Raw genomic sequence first — 15,398 nt, 5'->3', positions numbered from 1 at the left:
GGGTGCCGCAATTCACGAAAGGCCCCTGGCGATGGACATGAGCGACGAGCGCCGCGAGGCTTCCGACTGGTTCCGCGCCCTGCGCGACCGCATCACCACGGCCTTCGAGGCGCTGGAGAACGAAGGGCCGGGCGATACCGCCCCCGGCCGGTTCGAGATCACCCTGACCGAGCGGGCCGAGGATGGCGGCGGCGGCATCATGTCGGTGATGCGTGGGGGCCGCGTCTTTGAGAAGGTCGGCGTCAACTGGTCCGAGGTGCACGGGACGCTCGCCCCCCGCGCCCAGACCGCCATGGCCGCTCGCGGCGTGCCGGGGATCGAGGATGATCCGCGCTTCTGGGCCAGCGGCATCAGCCTTGTCGCCCACATGCAGAACCCCCACGCCCCCGCTGTCCACATGAACACGCGGATGTTCTGGACCCCAGGCGCCTGGTGGTTCGGGGGCGGGTCGGACCTGAACCCCTGCCTCGAATACCCCGAGGATACCGCGCATTTCCACGCTACCCTGCGGGATGCCTGCACTCCTCACGGCGCCGATTACTATGACCGCTTCAAGGCTTGGGCGGACGAGTATTTCTTCATCCCCCATCGCGGCCGTGCGCGCGGCGTCGGCGGCATCTTCTACGACGACCTGAACACGGGCGACTGGTCCGCCGACTTCGCCTTCACCCGCGCGGTGGGCGAGGCCTTCCTGCCCGCCTTCCTGCCTTTGGCGCGGAATCGCATGGCGCAAGACTGGACGCCCCAGGACAAGGATGCCCAACTGATCCACCGGGGCCTCTACGCGGAATACAACCTCGTCTACGACCGCGGCACCAAGTTCGGGCTGGAAACAGGCCACAACCCCGACGCCGTGCTGATGAGCCTGCCGCCGATGGCGAAGTGGGTCTGATGCCTCAGTGCGTTGTCCACAGAAGCCCGACCACGCCCGCGACGATCAGGGCCATGCCGGAAAGCTGGCGCGGGCCCATCGCCTCGCGCCGGTGACGCGAGACGGCGGCGGCGAAGACCACCTCGATCAGCGCCAGCGTCCGCACATTGGCAGCGGGCGCCAGCGCGAAAGCGAGGAACCAGAACTGCGAGGCCAGCGCCCCGAGGAAGCCTGCGCCCAGCGACTCGCGCCAGGCAGCCAGCATTCCGCACAAGGCAGGGCGGTCGCGCGAGGCAAGCCAAGCGCCGACCAGCACCGTTTGCAGCGTCAGCGACAGCACGAGGATCGTGGTTGCCCGCATCAACTCGCCGCCCGAGGGCAGCGACAGGATGCCGCCGCGAAAGCCGATGGCTGACAAGCCGAAAAGCCCTCCTGCAAGGATGGCGAGCGCCGCCGGTCCTGGCCCGGCCCGCCGCCATCCACTGCCCGACATCGCCAGCACACCGGCGGTCGCCACAGCGATGGCCCCAAGCCGGGCTGGGGTCAGCGGCTCGGCCAGCAGCACCGCGCCAAGGATGGCGAGCGTCACCGGCTCGGTCTTGATCAGCGCGGTGGCGACGGCAAAGCCCCGCCGCTGCATGGCCGTCAGCATCAGCGCCGTCGCCGCGATCTGCGACACGGCCCCCGTTGCGGCATAGCCGAAGGCGGTGGCGTTCAACCGGGGCAGCGGCTCGACCAAGGCTATCAGGCCGAGAAACAGAAGGGCAAAGGGCAGCCCGAACAGGAACCGCACCCCCGTCGCGCCCATCGTCCCGATGCGCGAAGTCAGCCCTGCCTGCGCCGCGTTGCGTCCGGTCTGCGCCAGCGAGGCGATCAGCGTCGCGGCGATCCACATCGGCTCAGCGGGCTTCGCGCACCGTGCGGATCATCAGCGCCACGTTCTCGGGGTCCGCGTCCGGCGTGATCCCGTGGCCGAGGTTGAAGATGTGCGGCCCGCCCGAGAAGGCCCGCACAATGGCGCGGGTCTCATCGACCAGCGCCTGCCCGCCCGTGACCATGTGTCCCGGCGCGAGGTTCCCTTGCACGCAGCCGTCACGCTGAACATGCTCCGCCGCCCAATCGGCGGACACCGAGTTGTCCAGCGCCACGCAATCCGCCCCCGTCACTTTCGCAAAGCCGATGTAGCGATCCCCCGCCTCGCGCGGGAAGGCGATGACAGGGATATGCGGATGACGTTCCTTGAGAGCGGCGATGATCTTCCGGGTGGGTTCCACGGCGAAATCGTCGAAGTCCTGCCCGCGCAGGCTGCCCGCCCAACTGTCGAACAGCTTGACGACCTCGGCCCCGGCCTCGATCTGCGCGGACAGGTAAAGGATCGTGGCCTCGGTTACACGGTCGATGATCCCCTGGAAGGTCGCGCGGTCCGTTTCCTTCAGCGCATGCGCCGGCGCCTGTTCCAACCCGCCGCGGCCCGCGATCATGTAGGTCGCCACCGTCCAGGGCGCGCCCGCGAAACCAATCAGAGTCGTCTCGCGCGGCAATTCGCGCGACAGGATACGGACGGTTTCGTAGACCGGCGCCAGCGTCTCGTGGATAGCCTCCGCCGGTTTCAGCGCGGCCAGTTCTTCGGGCGTTGTAATGGTGGACAGGCGTGGCCCCTCGCCGGTCACGAACCAGAGGTCCATCCCCAGCGCCTGCGGGATCAGCAGGATGTCGGCGAACAGGATCGCCGCGTCGAAGCCGAAGCGGCGGATGGGCTGCAGCGTGACCTCGGCCGCGAGGTCCGGGTTGTAGCAGAGCTTGAGGAAATCCCCCGCCTGCGCCCGCGTCGCGCGGTATTCGGGCAGATAGCGCCCGGCCTGCCGCATCATCCAGATCGGAGGCACCGGCTGGCGCTCGCCCGCAAGGGCGCGCAGGATGGTCTTGGACGGGCTTTGCTGCGGTTCGGGGCGGATGGCTTGGGTCATGCGGCCTTGTCGCAAGCCGCGGCAGCGCTTGCAAGCGGGGCGGATGGCGCAGGCGCGGATGCGCCCTTCTGCCGCAACGCGGTTGTCAAGGCGAGGGCGCGGGGATAACCCGTCGCGCATGGACGCTTTACCCACCCCCGACCGCCCGCTTCGGATCGGCACCCGCGGCTCGGCGCTGGCGCTTGCGCAGGCGCACGAGACGCGCGACCGGCTCGCTGCCGCGCATGACTTGGCCGCGGATGCCTTCGAGATCGTGGTCATCAAGACCACAGGCGACCGCGTGCTGGACCGCCCCCTGCGCGAGATCGGCGGCAAGGGCCTGTTCACCCGCGAGATCGAGGACGCGCTGCTCGACGACCGCATCGACATCGCCGTCCACTCGATGAAGGACATGCCGGTCCTGCAGCCCGAGGGGCTGGTGATCGACTGCTACCTGCCGCGAGAGGACGTCCGCGACGCCTTCGTCAGCCGCCGCTGGGGCTCGATCGCTGAATTGCCTGCGGGCACGCCCGTCGGCTCCTCCAGCCTGCGCCGGCGGGCGCAACTGATCCACTATCGCCCCGACCTGACGATGGTCGAGTTCCGGGGCAACGTGCAGACCCGGATGCGCAAGCTGGACGAAGGCGTGGCCGAGGCGACCTTCCTCGCCATGGCTGGCCTGACGCGGCTTGGGATGCTGGACGTGGTCCGCAGCGCCATCGCGCCCGACGAGATGCTGCCCGCCGTGGCGCAGGGCGCCATCGGGGTCGAGCGGCGCCGGGACGACGTGATCGCGGGTTCGATGCTGGCGACGATCTCGGACCTGCCGACGACGCTGCGGGTCACGGCTGAACGCGCCTTCCTGCGCCGCCTCGACGGGTCCTGCGAGACGCCGCTGGCCGGGCTGGCGGAACTCGACGGCGAGAACCTCTGGCTGCGGGGCGAAATCCTGCTGCCCGACGGCTCGCTGTCGATCCGCGGAGAGCGGCGGGGGCTTGTCAGCGACGGCGTGGACATGGGCCGCGACCTGGCCGAGGAACTGCTGGGCCGCGCCCCGCCCGAGTTCCACGAGTTGATGGGGATCAACCCCGAAAGGATTTCTCCGCCCGTCTGATCAGGCGCCGGCGGCCTCGGCCGCGGCCTCCCAAGCCAGCAGGATCGAGGCGTGGCGGTTCGGGAAATCCCGCGCCGGGGTCAGCGCCTCGGCACCGGAAAAGGGGCCTTCGGGTGCGGATGCCCCTTCGGTCAGCATCGCGCGAAGGCTGTCACGGGCAGCGGCAAGCTCGGCCGGCGTCCGTCCGATGACCGCGCCTCCCAGCACAGCGGCCGAAGCCTGCCCCAAGGCGCAGGCCCGCACCTCCTGCGCGAACTCGGTCACGACCCCATCCGCGACAACCACATGCGCCGTCACCGTTGACCCGCATTGAGGGGATCGCCGCGTGGCCGATCCGGTCGGCGCGGGCAGGCGGCCCAGATGCGGGATGTCGGCAGCCAGCGCCAGCAGTCTGCGCGAATAAAGCGCCATCAGATCGTCGTCGGCCATCGCTTTTCCCCACACCGTCTGCCCGCTAGATAGGCATCCGAGCCTGAAAGGAAAACCGATGTTCGACCCTGCGACCCTGCGTTTCGACGCGAATGGCCTGATCCCGGCCATCGCGCAGGACCATGCCTCGGACGAGGTGCTGATGATGGCGTGGATGAATGCCGAGGCGGTGAGGCGCACGCTCGAGACGGGACGGGTCACCTACTGGTCGCGCTCGCGGGCGGCGTTCTGGGTCAAGGGCGAAAGCTCCGGCCACATGCAGCGGCTGGTGGAAATGCGGCTCGACTGCGACCGCGACTGCCTGCTCATGCTGGTGGAGCAGACCGGCCCCGCCTGCCACACCAACCGCAGGACCTGCTTCTATACCGCCATCCGCGATCAGGCGGAGGTCGAGCTGATGGCGCCCGAACCCTGAAATCTCAAGGGTTTTCCGCCTGACCCGAATATCCATGCGGCGATAGCGCATGGCTACAACTGGCTTGTGTCAGACCAACGGCGCCGGCGACGTCCTTGGGTGAGGCCCCTTCAGCCCGGCAAAGCGAGATCGCGCGGGCGTTGTCGCGCTTGGCCAGCCGCTTGCCCGCCTCATCCCGGATCAGCCGGTGGTGGTGGTAAAGCGGCTGCGGCAGATCGAGCAGCGCCTGAAGAAGCGCATGGATATAGGTCGAATCGAACAGGTCTTTCCCGCGCGTGACCAGCGTGATCCCCTGCGCGGCGTCGTCCACAACGACCGACAGGTGATAGCTGGTCCCCAAGCCGCGCCGAGCCAGAACCACGTCGCCCACGCCGGCAATGAAGTCCTCGGTTGTCAGATCATGGCGCTGGCCGGGCAGCACAACCTCGTCCTGAAAGCCGATGCGGTCGAGGCCGAGCCGCGCAAACGCCCACCGCACGTTCAGCCGGATCGCGTCGTCGGGGCCTGCGTCCTCCATCTGCCGCCCTCGGCAAGTGCCGGGATAGACCGGGCCGTCGGGGCCGATCAACCCTTCCTGGGGGGCAGACAGCGCCGCCGCGATGTCCGCGCGGCGGCAGCGGCAGGGATAGAGCAGGCCCATGTCCGCCAGCCGGTCCAGCGCGGCTTGGTAGGCGGGCAGCCGGTCGGACTGGCGCATCACTGGCTGCGGCCAGTCGAGGCCGAGCCAGCGCAGGTCTTCGTGGATCGCTGCCTCCCATTCCGGGCGGCAGCGCGAACGGTCGATGTCCTCGATCCGCAGCAGGAACTCGCCGGGATCGGCCAGCCGTGCGGCGGTCAATGCGGCGAAGGCGTGCCCGAGGTGCAGCGGCCCGGTGGGCGAGGGCGCAAAGCGCGTCCGCCTTACTGCGCCGAAAGCCACGCCTGGAAATCCTGCTTGGCGCGGTCGGTATAGGCCGGATAGCGGTCCTTGCGGCCGCGCCGACCTGCCTTGGCCTCGACCGGGGGGAACAGGCCGAAGTTGACGTTCATGGGCTGGAAGGTCTTCGCCTCGGCCCCGCCGGTGATGTGATGGACCAGCGCCCCCATCGCCGTGGTGCCCGGCGGCGGCGGCAGGTCGCGCCCCATGGCATGGGCGGCGGCCATGCGCCCGGCCAGCAAACCCATCGCGGCGCTTTCGACATAGCCCTCGACGCCCGTGACCTGGCCTGCAAAGCGGATGTTGGGACGGGAACGCAGCCGCATCCGGTCGTCCAGCAGCGTGGGCGAGTTCAGGAAGGTGTTGCGGTGGATGCCGCCCAGCCGCGCGAAGCCTGCCTCCTGAAGGCCGGGGATCATGCGGAAGACCTGAGTCTGCGCGCCGTATTTCATCTTGGTCTGGAAGCCGACGATGTTGTAAAGCGTCCCCAGCGCGTTATCACGCCGAAGCTGGACCACCGCGTAGGGTTTCTCCTGCGGCTCGTGGGCGTTCGTCAGCCCGACCGGCTTCATCGGACCGTGACGCAGAGTGTCGCGGCCGCGCTCGGCCATCACCTCGATGGGCAGGCAGCCGTCAAAATAGCCGGCGGTTTCCCCTTCGCGGAACTCGGTCTTCTCGGCGGCCAGAAGGGCGTCGATGAAGGCGTCGTAGTCGTCGCGCGTCATCGGGCAGTTGATGTAGGCGGTGCGCTCCTCCTCGGTGTCGCCCTTGTCATAGCGGGATTGCCGCCAGGCCACGCTCATGTCGATGGTGTCGGCGTGGACGATGGGCGCGATGGCATCGAAAAAGGCGAGCGCATCCTCCCCCGTCCGGGCGGCGATGGCCTGTCCCAGCGCGGCCGAGGTCAGAGGCCCGGTGGCGATGATCCAGTTGCCATCGTCGGGCAGGGCGGTGATCTCGCCGGCCTCGATCGTCACCAAAGGATGGGCGCGCAGGGCGGCGGTCACGTTGGCCGAGAAGGCGTCGCGGTCCACGGCCAGCGCACCGCCCGCCGGCAGCTTGTGGCGGTCGGCCGCCCCCATGATGAGGCCGCCCGCCGCGCGCATTTCCCAGTGTAGCTGGCCCACGGCGTTGTTCACGTCGTCATCCGAGCGAAAGCTGTTGGAGCAGACCATCTCGGCGCAGTCGCCCGTGCGATGGGCGAAGGTGCCGATCTGGGGGCGCATCTCGTGCAGGATCACCGGAACGCCCGCCTGGGCTGCCTGCCACGCGGCCTCGGAGCCAGCCATGCCGGCACCGACGATGTGGATGGGTTGGGTCATGGGGGGGATGTAGCAACGAAGAGCCGGGTGCGAAAGGTGGCAGCGCCGACCGGGGCTCTGCCCCGATCGCCACTTCCGCGGCCTTCCTGGCTGGAAATGCTCTGCCGGACCGTTCCCAGCCAGGAAGGTCGGGGTATTTGAGGCAGAAAGAAGTTCTCGAGGAAAACGCATGGCGCATGCGGGGGATCGTCTTGCGCGACGATCCGTATGGAAGAATGAACGCTGCGAGGCCGTGTCCCTGAGCAAAGGGATCAACCACAGCTTCCCGGGACCTGAAACGTGAAGGGCACCACGGAGGCGCCAGTTTTCCGGCTGGTCCCTCGGGGGTGCGATCAGGCCAGCCAGGGAGCGTTTTCGGCTTGGCCTTCCTCCGCGTCTCCGGCCCCGGATCTTGGCCCCGGATCTTGGCGCGCGGCGATGTTCGATCGGAACGTCAGCCGAGCGCTGGAAAAGTGAAAGGGCGGCGCCGTGGCACCGCCCTTCGAGTTCATCCGTCCAAGGCGCGATCAGGCCTCGGCGGGGGCGTCCTCGGCTTCGCCTTCTTCCGCATCATCCGAACGCAGGCCTGAAGGCGCGGTGATGTTGGCGATGACGAAGTTGCGGTCGATGGTGGGCTTCACGCCCGAAGGCAGGGTGACGTCCTCGATATGGATCACGTCGCCGATCTTCTTGCCCGCCAGATCCACGGTGATCTGGTCCGGGATGTCCGCGGCGGTCACGACCAGCTCGACCTCGGGGCGCACCACGACCAGCGTGCCGCCGCGCTTGAGACCGGGGCTGTCCTCGTGGTTGATGAACTCCACGTTGACGAACAGGTTCACGCGGGTGTTGCGATGCACGCGCATGAAGTCGATATGCGTCGGCAGGTCCTTGACCACGTCGCGCTGGACGCCGCGGCAGATGACGCGGGTGTCGTCCTGGCCCTCGACCTTCAGGTTCCACAGCGTGGACATGAAGCGGCCGGCGCGCAGTTTCGTCAGCAGGGGGTTGAAGTCCATCTGGATGGGCGCCGGCTCCTTGCCGTCGCCGTAAACGATGCCGGGCACCTTGCCGTTGCGGCGAGCTTGGCGGGCGGCCCCCTTGCCTGTCCCCGCGCGTGCCTCGGCCACCAGATCCGGGATCTCTTTGGCCATGTTCGTTCCTTTCAGGTTGACGCCGGCCAGCCTCCAAGGGTGCCTGACCGGAAGCCGGCCCTATACAGGCGAAGTGGCCTGATTGGAAGCGGGAAGATCGCCGGTCCGGCGGCAGGCCGGATCACTGGTTCAGCACATGCCAGACCCCGCCCTTGCCGTCGCCGGTGACGTCGCCCGGCTGGCTGTCGCCCACATAGTAATAGACGGGCCTGCCGTTGTGCGCCCATTGCATGGTGCCGTCGGTGCGCTCGACCAGCGTCCAGCCCGCGCCCATCTGGGCGCCCGCCTGTCCAAGGAACGGCGGCCAATTCGCGGCGCACTGGTCGTAGCAGGCAGAGGTGCCCCCGCTGTCCTTGTCGAAGGTGTAAAGCGTCATGCCATTCGCGCCGGTGACGACGCCCTGGGCCTGAGCTGCGCCGAGCGACAGCAGGGCAAGACCCGCCGCCATGCAGCCTGCAAGAATCTTCATGATCGACACTCCGGGAGCATCCGCATCCGCATCCAAATCAGGGCCGAGCAGCCACGGCGCTCCGCCTGCTCCTGCGCGGGCGCGAGGATTTGTCGGCCGGGCGCAGGATACGCGCTTTGCCGCCCTGCGTCATGCGGAATGTCGTTCAGACGTAATCGCGGCTCCACTCGGCGGGGACGAGCAGGTTGTGGCGCCCGACGTTGCGGATGTCGCGCCCGCCGCAAAGCGCCATGGTGATGTCCAGTTCCTTGCGGATAACCTCAAGCGCGGCGGTCACGCCCGGCTGCCCCAGCGCGCCCAGCCCGTGGACCCAGGCCCGCCCGATCCAGGTGGCATGGGCGCCCAGTGCCAGCGCCTTCAGCACGTCCTGGCCCGAGCGGATGCCGGAATCCATGTGGATTTCCACCCGGTCGCCGACCGCCGCTACGATCTCGGGCAGCATGCGGATCGAACTGAGCGCGCCGTCCAGTTGCCGGCCGCCGTGGTTCGACACCACGATGGCATCCGCCCCGAAATCGGCGGCGATGCGGGCGTCCTCGGCGTCGAGGATGCCTTTCAGGATCAGCTTGCCGCCCCAGAGGTCGCGGATGCGGGCGATCTTGGTCCAGTCGAGCTGCGGGTCGAACTGCTCGGCGGTCCAGCTTGCGAGGTTGGCGGTGTCGGTCACGCCCTTGGCATGACCGACGATATTGCCGAAATGCCGCCGCTTCGTCCGCAGCATCTCGATCCCCCAGCGCCAGCGGGTCGCAAGGTCCGCGATGGATGAAGCCGTCAGTTTCGGCGGCGCCGAAAGACCATTCTTCAGGTCCTTGTGCCGCTGCCCGAGGATCTGCAGGTCCAGTGTCAGCACCAGCGCGGAACAGTTCGCGGCCCTGGCGCGGGCGATGATGTTTTCCAGAAACTCCTGATCCTTCATCACGTAAAGCTGGAACATGAAGGGTTTGGTCGTATGCGCCGCCACGTCCTCGATGGAACAGATGGACATGGTGGAAAGGCAGAAGGGCACGCCGAAATCCTCGGCCGCGCAGGCCGCCTTGATCTCGCCATCCGCGCGCTGCATCCCCGTCAGGCCGACGGGCGCAAGGCCGACGGGCATGGTCACAGGCAGGCCGACCATGTCGGATGCGAGGCTGCGGCCCGACATGTCCACGGCCACCTTCTGGCGCAGGCGGATCTTCTGGAAGTCGGTGGTGTTCTCGCGGAAGGTCTGTTCGGTGTAGCTGCCCGATTCCGCGTAGTCGTAGAACATCCGCGGCGTGTGCGCCTTGTGCAGGCGCTTGAGGTCGTCGATGCAGGTGATGACGGGCATGGTGTCCTCTGGGATGGCCGTTCAGGGCTGCGGGCAGGTGGCCGCGCCGGGAGGGCAGGAAGGGGCGGGCTCGCCATCGAGCATCCGGCGCGCGCGTTCGCGCAGGGCCTCAGCGCGGGCGGCGGTTTCTGGGTCAGTGGCCTCGGGGGGGTCCGAACCTGCGGGCGCAATGGTGAGGCTGGCGCCGCCCTGGGGCTCGGCTGCGGCAAGCTGCCCGGCCCGGTCGCGCAGCGCCGCCGCGCGGGCCTGAAGGCCTGCGGCATCCGTGACCGGCCCCTGCGCCCCCCCCGCCCTTGCCGCGGCCCTGGCGCGGCGGGCCCGCAGCGCCTCGCCCACTGCTTCGGGATGGGCGGCCGCATCGGCCGCATGGGCGGGAATGGCAGGCGGCGCGGTCAGGTCCGACAGCGGCAGAAGGCGCGGGTAGCTTTCGTCCGAGCCGCCGCAGGCCGCCAGCGCCAGCAGCGCGGCAAGTGCGAAGAGGCGTGAGAGTGCGGCGCGCATGGACATCGGCCGCACGATAGAAAGGCGGCCCGGTCACGGCAAGCGGGCACGGGAAGCGTCCGGGGCTGGGTTCGGGGTCATACGGCTTTTTTTATGGTCCAACTCAGCCGGCCCTCCGGGCATCGGGTTGGCAGTCGGATGGATCGTTTTCAGCGAAAGAGGCCATATGGTCCGCCAGATGCTGCCTGGGCCCGCGCATCCTGCAGGGTCGTCGAGGGCCTGCTTCGGCACGTGCTGCCGCGCCACCTTCCCCCCTGCCGCGCTTCGGCCTACACGCCCTGTCATGGCCCGCACCACAGGTTCCCGCGCCGAGATCACCGGCCCGCTTGTCCGCGACGCAGCCCTGCGGCTGTTCGCGCGGCACGGCTATGCCGCCGTCTCGATGCGCCAGATCGCCGCGGCCGTTGGCGTACAGGCAGGCGCGCTTTACGCCTATACCCCGGACAAGCAGGCGCTTCTGGCGAACCTTCTCACCGAGCATATGGAGAACCTGCTGGCCGCCTGGGACGACGAGCCGGACGGCCCGTCGCTGGTCCGGCTGGAGGCCTTCGTCCGCTTCCACATCGCCTATTCGCTCGACCATGCCGATTCGGTCTTCCTCAGCTACATGGAGCTGAGGAACCTCTCGTCCGAGAACCGCGCTGCCATCGCCGATCTGCGTGGCCGCTACGAGAACGCGCTGACCGCTATTCTGCGCGACGGCGCCGCGGCGGGCGTGATGCGCGTCACCGACCCCCGCCTGACCACCATGGCCCTGATTGCCATGCTGACCGGCGTCACCAACTGGTTCCGCGAGGGCGGGCGGCTCGACCGCCGCGCTGTCGCCGACCACTACTGGGGCCTTGTCCGAGGGGCGGTGGGCGCGGGATGATCAACCCATGAGTCTCCCTCCCGGCTTCCTTGACGAGCTTCGCAACCGCGTCCCGATCAGCCGGATCGTGGGGCGCAAGGTGACATGGGACCTGAAGCGCTCGAACCAGGCCAAGGGGGACTGGTGGGCGCCCTGTCCCTTCCACGGCGAAAAGACGGCCTCGTTCCATGTCGATGACCAGAAGGGCTTCTATTACTGCTTCGGCTGCCACGCGAAGGGCGACGCCCTGAGTTTCCTGCGCGAGGCCGAAGGGCTTGGCTTCATCGAGGCCGTGGCCGTCATGGCCTCCGAAGCCGGGCTGCCCATGCCCGAACGCTCTCCCCGAGAGCAGGCGCAGACCGACCGCCGCACCCAGCTTGTCGAGGTGATGGACCGTGCCATCCGCTGGTTCCGCCTGCAACTGCAGAGCGGGGCGGGCGGGGCCGCGCGTGACTATTTAGGGCGGCGGGGGCTGGAAGCGGCTGCGCTCGACCGCTTCGAGATCGGCTTCGCCCCGGACCTGCGGCAGGGGCTGCTGCGGCACCTGACCGAGGCGGGCGTGCCCGAGGGTCTGGTGATCGAGGCGGGACTGGCGGCCAGGCCTGACGCCGATGCAGGGCGCGCGGGGCGCGACGGCGGCGCGGCTTACGACCGCTTCCGGGGCCGCATCATCTTCCCGATCCGTGACGCGCGGGGCCGCTGCATCTCCTTCGGCGGGCGGGCGATGGACCCGAACGCGCGGGCGAAATACCTCAACGGCCCGGAAACCGCGCTGTTCGACAAGGGGCGCAACCTTTACAACCTCGGGCCGGCGCGGGCGGCGGTGGCGAAAGGCCAGCCGCTGGTGGTGGCCGAGGGCTACATGGACGTGATCGCGCTGGTCCGCGCAGGTGTCGAGGGGGCAGTTGCGCCGCTGGGCACGGCGATCACCGAGGACCAGTTGCGTCTGATGTGGCGCGTCTCGCCCGAGCCGGTGATCGCGCTGGATGGTGACGTGGCGGGCCTGCGCGCGGCGATGCGGCTGATTGACATGGCGCTGCCGCTGGCGGGTCCGGGGCAGGCGCTGCGATTCGCGCTGCTGCCGGCGGGGCAGGACCCCGACGACCTGATCCGCGCGGGCGGGGCGGGGGCGATCCGTGCGGTCCTGGACCAGGCGCAGCCGCTGGTCGATCTGCTCTGGCGGCGTGAAACCGAGGGCCGGGTCTTCGACAGCCCTGAACGCCGCGCCGCGCTGGACAAGGCCTTGACCGATGCGGTCGCCCATATCCCCGACCCTGGGACCCGCGACCACTACACGCAGGAACTGAAACGCAAGCGCTGGGCGCTGTTCGCCCCGCCCCGCGCGGAACGCGGTCGCTTCACCCGCCGCGAGGGCCGCCGCGACCCGCCGCAGCCTCCGGTGCCGCAGACCCGCGCCTCGTCGCTGGTCGCGGCCGATCCCGGCGAGGCGCTGATCGAGGCGATGATCCTTGCCCTTCTGGCCACCCATCCCAGCCTGATCGCCCGCGTCGAATCGCGGCTGGAACGGCTGGACCCGACAGACCCCGGCCGGGCGGCGCTGGTCCATGACCTGCTGGCAGGCGCGTCCAGCCTGCAGGGACGGACCGCCCTTGACGCGATCATGGCCGATCCCCATGTCCGCTCGGCCCCGGCCATCATCCGTCCGACCGGGGCCATTGAAGATGCTGAACGTCTTTTGTTGAATGACCTTGACCGGCTGGAGGCTCGACGCGCCAGGCGCGAAGAAAATCTTCGCGCCGAGCGCGAGATCGAGGGTCTTGCCGATGAGGGCCTGACCTGGCGTGTGACCCAGTCGGCGCGCGCGCTTCGCGAGGCCGATCAGCCGCAGATCAGCGGCAACAATGATCTTGGTGAGGATCGCGAGGCGCTGATCGCCCGGCTCAACAGCGTCCGAGAGGAAAATGGGCGAAAGCGCAGCTGAACGTAGCGAATCGCTGGACCGAATCACGCGCCGCCTGCTTTGACGGGCGGCGTCTTTCGATTAAAACAGCCGGAATCCCGGCACCCGATTCGCCAGATCAGCGAATCAGTCAAAAAGGAACCGCGCCATGGCCAAGGATGACGATGACAAGCCGGACGCCAAGGAAGACGAACATTCGCTGGACATGAGCCAGGCCGCGGTCAAGCGCATGATCGCCGAGGCGCGCGAGCGCGGCTACATCACCTATGACCAGTTGAACGCGGTCCTTCCGCCCGAACAGGTGTCCTCGGAGCAGATCGAGGACGTCATGTCCATGCTGTCCGAGATGGGCATCAACGTCATTGAGAACGACGAAGCCGAGGAGCCGGAGGCCGGCGGCGCCGTCGTGCCCGCCTCGACCAGCCGTGAGGTCACGGTCGCGGCACCGGAAACCGAAAAGCTGGACCGCACCGACGACCCGGTGCGGATGTACCTGCGCGAGATGGGTTCCGTCGAACTGCTGTCGCGCGAGGGCGAGATTGCCATCGCCAAGCGCATCGAGGCCGGGCGCAACACCATGATCGCGGGGCTGTGCGAAAGCCCGCTGACCTTCAAGGCCATCACCATGTGGCGGCAGGAGTTGCTCAACGAGGACATCCTGCTGCGCGACGTGATCGACCTGGAAACCACCTTCGGCCGCTCGATGGCCGAGGACGAGGAGGAAGAGCTTCCCGTCAACCTGCCGCTGGGCGAGGCGCAACCCGCCGAGCGCACAAAGTCCTGGGGCGAGGAACTGGACGCCGACGGCAACCCGATCCGCCCCGACGCCGACGAGGAGGACGAGGACGACGGCCAGAACCTGTCGCTGGCCGCGATGGAGGCCAGCCTGAAGCCCCGCGTGCTGGAAACGCTGGAATCCATCGCCCGCGGCTATGAAGGCCTCGCGCAGATGCAGGACGACCGGATGTCGGCCACGCTGAACGAGGACGGCAGCTTCTCGTCGACCGACGAGGCCGCCTATCAGCGCCTTCGCACCCGCATCGTCGGCTTGGTGAACGAACTGCACCTGCACAACAACCGCATCGAGGCGCTGGTCGACCAGATCTACGGCATCAACCGCCGCATCGTGACCATCGATTCGGGCATGGTGAAGCTGGCCGACGCCGCCCGCATCAACCGGCGCGAGTTCATCGACGCCTATCGCGGCTGCGAACTCGACCCCACCTGGGTGGATCGGATGGGCCAGAACAAGGGCCGCGGCTGGCAGGCGCTGCTTGAACGCTCGCGCGATCAGGTGACCACGCTGCGCGGCGAGATGGCGATGGTCGGCCAGCACGTCGGCGTGGACATCGAGGAATTCCGCCGGATCGTGAACCAGGTCCAGCGCGGTGAAAAGGAAGCCCGCCAGGCCAAGAAGGAGATGGTCGAGGCGAACCTGCGCCTCGTGATTTCCATTGCCAAGAAATACACCAACCGCGGGCTGCAGTTCCTTGATCTCATTCAGGAAGGCAACATCGGCCTGATGAAGGCGGTGGACAAGTTCGAATACCGCCGCGGCTACAAGTTCAGCACTTACGCGACCTGGTGGATCAGGCAGGCCATCACGCGGTCGATCGCGGACCAGGCGCGGACCATCCGCATCCCGGTCCACATGATCGAGACGATCAACAAGCTGGTTCGTACGGGTCGCCAGATGCTGCATGAGATCGGCCGGGAACCGACGCCCGAGGAACTGGCCGAAAAGCTGCAGATGCCGCTGGAAAAGGTCCGCAAGGTGATGAAGATCGCCAAGGAGCCGATTTCCCTCGAAACCCCCATCGGGGACGAGGAGGATTCGCAGCTTGGCGATTTCATCGAGGACAAGAACGCTGTCCTGCCGCTCGATTCGGCCATTCAGGAGAACCTGAAGGAAACGACGACGCGGGTTCTCGCCAGCCTGACACCGCGCGAGGAGCGGGTTCTGCGGATGCGCTTCGGCATCGGCATGAACACCGACCACACGCTGGAAGAGGTGGGCCAGCAGTTCAGCGTCACCCGCGAGCGGATCCGCCAGATCGAGGCCAAGGCCCTGCGCAAGCTGAAGCATCCCAGCCGCAGCCGGAAGTTGCGCTCGTTCCTCGACCAGTGACGCGTTGTCCTGTTAAACTTTGTTGACGGAGCAGTTTTTCAGGTGACGTCAACCTGTCAAAAGCTCCATGGTCT

At 68.1% G+C, this 15,398-nt stretch carries 15 protein-coding genes; 6 read left to right on the top strand and 9 right to left on the bottom strand.

The genetic code is table 11. The features are described 5' to 3' along the window. Positions 1-31 precede the first annotated feature (31 nt). Positions 32-892 (top strand): oxygen-dependent coproporphyrinogen oxidase, encoded by an 861-nt coding sequence (hemF, locus tag JGR78_RS09210; RefSeq protein WP_182790563.1) that lies wholly within the window; start codon positions 32-34, stop codon positions 890-892. Positions 893-896: 4 nt separating this feature from the next. Here hemF and JGR78_RS09205 read toward each other — a convergent pair whose 3' ends face one another. Together JGR78_RS09205 and hemE are read right to left on the bottom strand one after the other, a co-directional pair. Then, positions 897-1,766: a DMT family transporter gene (locus JGR78_RS09205; protein ID WP_182802845.1), complete on the bottom strand. Its 870-nt coding sequence runs from the start codon at positions 1,764-1,766 to the stop codon at positions 897-899. 4 nt (positions 1,767-1,770) lie between these two features. Further along, positions 1,771-2,838 (bottom strand): uroporphyrinogen decarboxylase, encoded by a 1,068-nt coding sequence (gene hemE / locus JGR78_RS09200; RefSeq protein ID WP_182790561.1) that lies wholly within the window; start codon positions 2,836-2,838, stop codon positions 1,771-1,773. Positions 2,839-2,956: 118 nt separating this feature from the next. Between hemE and hemC the strand changes: the two genes are divergently transcribed. Next, positions 2,957-3,931: a hydroxymethylbilane synthase gene (hemC, locus tag JGR78_RS09195; RefSeq protein WP_182790560.1), complete on the top strand. Its 975-nt coding sequence runs from the start codon at positions 2,957-2,959 to the stop codon at positions 3,929-3,931. Here the strand turns inward: hemC and JGR78_RS09190 are convergent, their stop codons facing one another. Then, positions 3,932-4,360 (bottom strand): iron-sulfur cluster assembly scaffold protein, encoded by a 429-nt coding sequence (locus JGR78_RS09190; RefSeq protein ID WP_182790559.1) that lies wholly within the window; start codon positions 4,358-4,360, stop codon positions 3,932-3,934. It abuts the gene before it with no gap. A 58-nt stretch (positions 4,361-4,418) separates the two neighbouring features. On the opposite strand from JGR78_RS09190, the gene hisI reads away from it, so the two are divergent. Beyond that, complete coding sequence (gene hisI / locus JGR78_RS09185) at positions 4,419-4,775, top strand: phosphoribosyl-AMP cyclohydrolase (RefSeq protein WP_182790558.1); 357 nt, start codon at positions 4,419-4,421, stop codon at positions 4,773-4,775. A 4-nt stretch (positions 4,776-4,779) separates the two neighbouring features. On the opposite strand, the gene gluQRS is transcribed toward hisI, so the two are convergent. The 6 genes from gluQRS to JGR78_RS09155 form a co-directional block, all read right to left on the bottom strand. Beyond that, on the bottom strand, positions 4,780-5,694 hold the full coding sequence (gene gluQRS, locus JGR78_RS09180) for a tRNA glutamyl-Q(34) synthetase GluQRS (RefSeq protein WP_182802843.1): 915 nt from the start codon (positions 5,692-5,694) through the stop codon (positions 4,780-4,782). Further along, positions 5,676-7,013 carry a methylenetetrahydrofolate--tRNA-(uracil(54)-C(5))-methyltransferase (FADH(2)-oxidizing) TrmFO gene (gene trmFO, locus JGR78_RS09175; protein WP_182802841.1) on the bottom strand — a complete coding sequence of 446 codons (1,338 nt, stop codon included), beginning with the start codon at positions 7,011-7,013 and terminating at the stop codon, positions 5,676-5,678. The genes gluQRS and trmFO overlap by 19 nt, the downstream gene beginning before the upstream one ends. Positions 7,014-7,519: 506 nt before the next feature. Next, positions 7,520-8,146 (bottom strand): 50S ribosomal protein L25/general stress protein Ctc, encoded by a 627-nt coding sequence (locus JGR78_RS09170; protein ID WP_182790555.1) that lies wholly within the window; start codon positions 8,144-8,146, stop codon positions 7,520-7,522. Between the two features lie 121 nt (positions 8,147-8,267). Next, on the bottom strand, positions 8,268-8,615 hold the full coding sequence (locus JGR78_RS09165) for a hypothetical protein (protein ID WP_182790554.1): 348 nt from the start codon (positions 8,613-8,615) through the stop codon (positions 8,268-8,270). Positions 8,616-8,760: 145 nt separating this feature from the next. Beyond that, positions 8,761-9,924, bottom strand: a complete 1,164-nt coding sequence (locus tag JGR78_RS09160) for an alpha-hydroxy acid oxidase (RefSeq protein WP_182790553.1) — start codon at positions 9,922-9,924, stop codon at positions 8,761-8,763. Between the two features lie 21 nt (positions 9,925-9,945). Beyond that, positions 9,946-10,425 carry a hypothetical protein gene (locus tag JGR78_RS09155; RefSeq protein ID WP_182790552.1) on the bottom strand — a complete coding sequence of 160 codons (480 nt, stop codon included), beginning with the start codon at positions 10,423-10,425 and terminating at the stop codon, positions 9,946-9,948. Between the two features lie 283 nt (positions 10,426-10,708). On the opposite strand from JGR78_RS09155, the gene JGR78_RS09150 reads away from it, so the two are divergent. From JGR78_RS09150 to rpoD, 3 genes are all read left to right on the top strand, one after another. Next, positions 10,709-11,296, top strand: coding sequence for a TetR/AcrR family transcriptional regulator (locus tag JGR78_RS09150; RefSeq protein WP_182790551.1), 588 nt, complete (start codon positions 10,709-10,711; stop codon positions 11,294-11,296). A 7-nt stretch (positions 11,297-11,303) separates the two neighbouring features. After that, the gene (gene dnaG / locus JGR78_RS09145) at positions 11,304-13,217 is read left to right on the top strand and encodes a DNA primase (RefSeq protein WP_182802837.1); all 1,914 of its coding nucleotides are present in this window, start codon (positions 11,304-11,306) and stop codon (positions 13,215-13,217) included. A gap of 127 nt (positions 13,218-13,344) precedes the next feature. Beyond that, on the top strand, positions 13,345-15,324 hold the full coding sequence (gene rpoD, locus JGR78_RS09140) for an RNA polymerase sigma factor RpoD (protein ID WP_182790549.1): 1,980 nt from the start codon (positions 13,345-13,347) through the stop codon (positions 15,322-15,324). The last annotated feature ends 74 nt before the right edge of the window (positions 15,325-15,398 follow it).

It is taken from the genome of Paracoccus sp. MC1862, from assembly GCF_016617715.1.
Classification (GTDB): domain Bacteria; phylum Pseudomonadota; class Alphaproteobacteria; order Rhodobacterales; family Rhodobacteraceae; genus Paracoccus.
Note: the sequence above shows the minus strand (reverse complement) of the source record. Positions and strands in the feature narration are given on the sequence as shown.

Excerpts from the sequence above, each read along its gene's own strand:
- hemF (WP_182790563.1), top strand. The coding sequence starts at position 32 with ATGGACATGAGCGACGAGCGCCGCGAGGCTTCCGACTGGTTCCGCGCC.
- JGR78_RS09205 (WP_182802845.1), bottom strand. The coding sequence starts at position 1,766 with ATGTGGATCGCCGCGACGCTGATCGCCTCGCTGGCGCAGACCGGACGC.
- hemE (WP_182790561.1), bottom strand. The coding sequence starts at position 2,838 with ATGACCCAAGCCATCCGCCCCGAACCGCAGCAAAGCCCGTCCAAGACC.
- hemC (WP_182790560.1), top strand. The coding sequence starts at position 2,957 with ATGGACGCTTTACCCACCCCCGACCGCCCGCTTCGGATCGGCACCCGC.
- JGR78_RS09190 (WP_182790559.1), bottom strand. The coding sequence starts at position 4,360 with ATGGCCGACGACGATCTGATGGCGCTTTATTCGCGCAGACTGCTGGCG.
- hisI (WP_182790558.1), top strand. The coding sequence starts at position 4,419 with ATGTTCGACCCTGCGACCCTGCGTTTCGACGCGAATGGCCTGATCCCG.
- trmFO (WP_182802841.1), bottom strand. The coding sequence starts at position 7,013 with ATGACCCAACCCATCCACATCGTCGGTGCCGGCATGGCTGGCTCCGAG.
- JGR78_RS09170 (WP_182790555.1), bottom strand. The coding sequence starts at position 8,146 with ATGGCCAAAGAGATCCCGGATCTGGTGGCCGAGGCACGCGCGGGGACA.
- JGR78_RS09165 (WP_182790554.1), bottom strand. The coding sequence starts at position 8,615 with ATGAAGATTCTTGCAGGCTGCATGGCGGCGGGTCTTGCCCTGCTGTCG.
- JGR78_RS09160 (WP_182790553.1), bottom strand. The coding sequence starts at position 9,924 with ATGCCCGTCATCACCTGCATCGACGACCTCAAGCGCCTGCACAAGGCG.
- JGR78_RS09155 (WP_182790552.1), bottom strand. The coding sequence starts at position 10,425 with ATGCGCGCCGCACTCTCACGCCTCTTCGCACTTGCCGCGCTGCTGGCG.
- JGR78_RS09150 (WP_182790551.1), top strand. The coding sequence starts at position 10,709 with ATGGCCCGCACCACAGGTTCCCGCGCCGAGATCACCGGCCCGCTTGTC.
- dnaG (WP_182802837.1), top strand. The coding sequence starts at position 11,304 with ATGAGTCTCCCTCCCGGCTTCCTTGACGAGCTTCGCAACCGCGTCCCG.
- rpoD (WP_182790549.1), top strand. The coding sequence starts at position 13,345 with ATGGCCAAGGATGACGATGACAAGCCGGACGCCAAGGAAGACGAACAT.